This is a genomic window from Bacillus sp. C30, assembly GCF_040838255.1.
GTDB classification, from domain to species: domain Bacteria; phylum Bacillota; class Bacilli; order Bacillales; family Bacillaceae_G; genus Bacillus_A; species Bacillus_A mycoides.
In genome coordinates this window covers 1-4,896 of the sequence record NZ_JBFPJH010000252.1, presented here as the reverse complement: position 1 = coordinate 4,896, position 4,896 = coordinate 1, and the positions used below count along the sequence as shown (strand labels likewise).

The following is a 4,896-nucleotide window of genomic DNA, read 5'->3' as shown; positions in this document are numbered from 1 at the left end:
GTGTAATAAATTTAGACTTTAATCAGAATAAATTCTGAGTTTTGAAACATTTCTATTCTATACTGGTTTCATTTCTTTTTCCAGAAATTCAACTTCTAAAAAAAGATATTTTTTCTATCTGCTTTGTCGGATTTATTCATATGAACTCTTTGTATTTTCTTTTATACTAAGGCAGGACGAAAGGAAGGCTTGCAATTATGAAGAAAAAGACGATCCTAAAACATATTAGGGTCGCCTTTTTTTATTAAATAGAAAAACGCTTATATTTCTCATAATCACTCGTCTTACATTCTAGTGCCATTTTCGTACCTTCGTTTTCATAACTCGTAGATAAAACGTGTGCATGATTGTTGAAATACGAAACTACCTGCCCTTGATCATACGGAATTAACATTTCACACTTCGTATACTCTTTATAAATGTGTGAACGAACTACTTCTACAAGCTCTTTAATTCCAACATGTTTCTTCGCAGATAGATAAACGCGATCTTCTTGCACTTTCGGAATTTCAACATCTACCAAATCTGATTTGTTATATGCATATATCGTCGGGATATTTTCCACGCCAATTTTCTTTAACGTTTCATTTGTAATATCAATTAATTGCTCATAATTGGGATTTGAGTAATCTACAACGTGAATAAGTAAATCTGCTTCCGCCACTTCCTCTAGCGTTGAACGGAATGCTTTCACAAGATGATGCGGTAACTTACTTACAAATCCAACAGTATCCGTTAATAAAAATGATTTATTATCCGGCAAATCAATATTTCGTACAGATGTCTCTAACGTCGCAAATAACATATCTTTTTCAAATACTTGTTTCTCTACAGTACCATTAAAAATTTCAAGCATTGTATTCATTATCGTTGATTTACCTGCATTCGTATATCCTACTAACGACACAACTGGAATTTCATTTTTCTTACGTTGTTTACGCTGCGTTTGGCGCTGTGCAACAAGTGCTTCTAATTCTTTATTTAGAGCCGCAATTTGTTCTTCAATTTTACGACGATCTAATTCCAACTTCTTCTCACCGACACCTTTATTTTTCGTGCCAACTCCCCCGCTTTGTCTTCCTAAAGATTCACGAAGACCGATTAAACGAGGCATCATGTACTGAAGATGGGCCACTTCTACTTGCAACTGCGCTTCTTTCGTTTTCGCACGTTGCGCAAAGATATCTAAAATTAAAATGGTACGATCAATTACTTTACAATCTAAATCCTCTTCTAAATTTCGAATTTGTGAAGGAGATAATTCGTCATTAAAGATGACCATATTTGCATCTGCTTCTTTCACATACGCTGCTACTTCTTCAATCTTCCCTTTTCCAATATAATGCGACGGATTTACTCGTTGTAAATTTTGCGTCACTTGACCGATTACTTCCACATCACAAGCTTCCGTAAGATTTGCTAACTCTTCCATCGAATATGCAAAATCAGCTTCCTTACCTAAATTCACTCCAACTAATATTGCTCTTTGTAATAATTCTTCCATATATTTATTCCTCCATTTCGATTACGCAAAATAAAAAACACAGGTCACTGCCTGTGTTTTCGTAAACGGATAAGGGTTCACCAAAGAAATAGAAGAAAGCAGTGCTTTCGTCCTATACATGGTCAAAAAGTCCCAAGATAGTATACGTATCCAACAAGTGTTCACCTATACTATCCCATTCTATTTATAAAGGCAAAACAAAAAGAGGGCGTATTCGTCCCTCCCTCTTTTTCACATATAAGCTTAATAAAGGGTTCCTTTAAAATAGGCAGACCAATCCCGTTCACTCTGTACACAGACAGAGCCTTTGAGCGCTATTCAATTATTGGCACAAAGTATTGAGACGTAATCTGATTAAGATCAAAGGAAGCCCCTCCGTTCATTTTAAGTTACATAAAGTGTAGCATAAGTAATTCGCTTTCACAAGATTAAACCACCCATAGAAACAGAAAGAAAATCTTTATATTTTTACTTTAATCGTCATTTTTTGCGAGTTCTTCTCACAATAAAAATAACAACAGCAATTAACAATAACACACCTATAGAAATGATAGTTACTTGCCACCAACTTAAACCGCTTACCATTTCATCTTTTAAATCGACTTTCTTCGTCGGAATAGCTTCCTTCGCAATATGACTTAAAGTATTTCTCTCCATCTCTGCCTCATCTAATCTCTTCGTTCCACTGCAGATAGATGTCTCTAACTTTTCCTCTCCTCTATAAGAAGAAAAGACTAGATACTCTCCTCCCTCTGCAAAACGAAATGCACAGCTACTACTAAAACTTCTATATATAATAACTTGCGAAGAGCTTGTCCCTTTCCAAATTTTCTTCACTTCAAATAATGTTTTCATTTCTCCATCTTTCTCTTGAACTTCTAATACCTTACCTTCAAACACTACATCATTTTTTTGTAACCTCTCTTCTGGTGATGCTTTAGTACAATCACAAGCATAAGATTTCTCTGACGAAATAAAAAAAGTAAAGCTACAAATTAAGAAAAAAGACAACACATATACGATTCTTTTCAAGAATCTCAGACCCCTTCACATTATCAATTTTAGAAGCTTTTCGTATATTATTTTTACGTCATTCGCCAAATTCCTCCATAGTGAATTAAACATTATCGTTTCAATACAGTAAAAGTCCTTATCGACATTTTCATAATCTAATATTAGTATCAGATTACAAAAAATACAGGAGATGTTCTTATGAATTCTCAATCTCTCATTTCTGCAATTGGTACTTATGTTCCAGATCAAATATTGTCTAATAACGATTTAGAAAGGAAGGGAAATTAAATAATGGAGATACACTTTTACTGTACGGATTTGGCGATGGATTTTCGCATTTAGGGCTTATTGTAGAGCGGGATTTAAACTGAAATTTCCTTTTATACAACTAACATTACGGTAAATGAAATCATATTAATGTTTTTTCGAATATATCTATCACAACTCATAATATATCAACGATTCCAGTTAGACTATTAGTTAATCACAAGAAGCGGCATTCAAAGATTGGTTACCTCCCTTTGAACGCCGCTTCTTTTATCTAAATTTTATTTACCTGTCCGAGACCATATCACAACTGGAACAAGCAGTAAGGCTACAGCCCCTCCCGCTAATGATAATGCGGCATAACTGGAATTAGCTACTACCATTCCTGACATCGCTCCACCTGAAGCTCCGGCTAACGCAATAAAAACATCTATTTTCCCTTGTGTTTTAGCACGTGTAGAAGGAGTTGTGGAATCAACGATTTGTGCTGTTCCACTTATTAAACCGAGGTTCCATCCTAATCCAAGTAAAGAAAGAGCAACAATTAATAATAGTAAAGAATCACTTGGTGCTATCGCAGCTATTACACCCGCTGCAAGTAAAATCACCCCACCAGCTATACTCATCGTAGTTCGGCCAATTTTATCAATTAACATTCCCGTAACGAGAGATGGAAGATACATTGCACCTACATGAAAACCGATCACAAGGCCTACTGCACTTAAACCATGACCGTGGTGTCCCATATGAACTGGCGTCATCGTCATAATCGCAACCATCACTATTTGAGTAAGTATCATAACGATTGCTCCAACAGTAACACCACGCTTATTTTCTATCATTTCTTCTGTTACTGGTTGCCCTTTATATGTATGTTCTTGTTTATATGTTTCTATTATATTAGCAATAATTAACGGATCTGGACGAAGCATAACAAAAAGGACAAGACCCGCAAGTATAAATGCCGCTGCTGATAATATGAACGGACCCGCAAGGTTAGGAATTCCAATTGAATGCGCAAACTCTCCCATTACGCCTACTAAATTCGGTCCTGCAACCGCACCAAAAGTCGTCATTACCATAGTAATACTAATAGCGGTTGCTCGCTGCTTCTTATCCGCTAAATCGGTACCAGCATAACGAGCTTGTAAATTTGTAGCTGTACCTGAACCATATATGAGTAAAGAGACTAGTAATAGAATAATATTATTTGTTAAAGCAGCCAATACAACTCCAATAGCCCCTAGTCCCCCTACTATAAACCCTGTTGCAAGTCCTATTCGGCGACCATATTTTTGCGATAACTTCCCAACAAAGAAAGCCGCTACAGCGGATCCCATTGTAAACATAGCAGCTGGTAATCCTGCATATGCATCTGTCCCAAGCATTTGCTGTGCAAGAAGTGCACCTACTGTAATTCCAGCAGCTAATCCCGCCCCGCCAAACATTTGTGAAATACTTACGATTATTAACGTTCGTTTATATAATTTTTGTTGCTCTTCTTCTGTATACATACGATTACTTATTGAAGCATCTGCTGTATCTATCATTTTCTCACCCTCTCTATAAAACTAATACCTCTTGTTAATGTACTATAGAACAACAAAATCCCCAAATTTAAAATATTGCAATTTATTTATCCATATAAAGAACCCCACGGTTTATGTTTCACCCATTACCGAGGAGTTCCCAAAATAACTATACTAATTTTTTTGGCAGCCAACGTTCCATCTTTAGAACACAATTCATAATTAGCCTATTTCCCTTACAATTCCCCTACTACTCTTTTCTCCTCTCTTTTTACTGAAAGCCTTCCCTTCCAAAAACAACAAACTCACTAAAGCACAAATTAAAATAAATGGAACACTCGCTTTATATAAATCAGTAAAACTCATCGCCATCTGATTCTGAGCATAATGATTCACATCATTTGAAAATACGAGTATTTCTTTCTTTATTTTCTCTTCTTGTTTTTCAACTTCTTTTGTTACTCGATTCGTAACTTCTTCTCTTTTTATCTCTCTATATTCTACTGGAACTCCACTTAATACCTCATCCACTTTTTGGTGAATTAATATATCTTTTTTCTCTTTACTTAACCCTACCAATGT

General features: G+C 35.6%; 4 protein-coding genes and 2 pseudogenes. 2 read left to right on the top strand and 4 right to left on the bottom strand.

Translation table 11 applies throughout. From position 1 onward, the window contains the following. Positions 1–244: 244 nt before the first annotated feature. Entirely contained in the window at positions 245–1,504 is a 1,260-nt protein-coding gene (gene hflX, locus AB3X49_RS17705; RefSeq protein WP_002126761.1) for a GTPase HflX, read from the bottom strand. Between the two features lie 480 nt (positions 1,505–1,984). Then, positions 1,985–2,536, bottom strand: a complete 552-nt coding sequence (locus AB3X49_RS17700) for a cobalamin biosynthesis protein CbiN (protein WP_367963729.1) — start codon at positions 2,534–2,536, stop codon at positions 1,985–1,987. Between the two features lie 180 nt (positions 2,537–2,716). Between AB3X49_RS17700 and AB3X49_RS17695 the strand changes: the two genes are divergently transcribed. Beyond that, positions 2,717–2,806 (top strand): 3-oxoacyl-ACP synthase, encoded by a 90-nt coding sequence (locus tag AB3X49_RS17695; protein ID WP_367963727.1) that lies wholly within the window; start codon positions 2,717–2,719, stop codon positions 2,804–2,806. Next, a pseudogene (locus tag AB3X49_RS17690) lies at positions 2,788–2,889 on the top strand (ketoacyl-ACP synthase III); the annotation flags it as partial. The gene AB3X49_RS17695 and the pseudogene AB3X49_RS17690, both read left to right, overlap by 19 nt. 177 nt (positions 2,890–3,066) lie before the next feature. Here the strand turns inward: AB3X49_RS17690 and AB3X49_RS17685 are convergent. Both AB3X49_RS17685 and AB3X49_RS17680 read right to left on the bottom strand, forming a co-directional pair. After that, positions 3,067–4,335: an MFS transporter gene (locus AB3X49_RS17685; protein ID WP_367963725.1), complete on the bottom strand. Its 1,269-nt coding sequence runs from the start codon at positions 4,333–4,335 to the stop codon at positions 3,067–3,069. A 201-nt stretch (positions 4,336–4,536) separates the two neighbouring features. Next, a pseudogene (locus AB3X49_RS17680) lies at positions 4,537–4,896 on the bottom strand (MFS transporter); the annotation flags it as partial.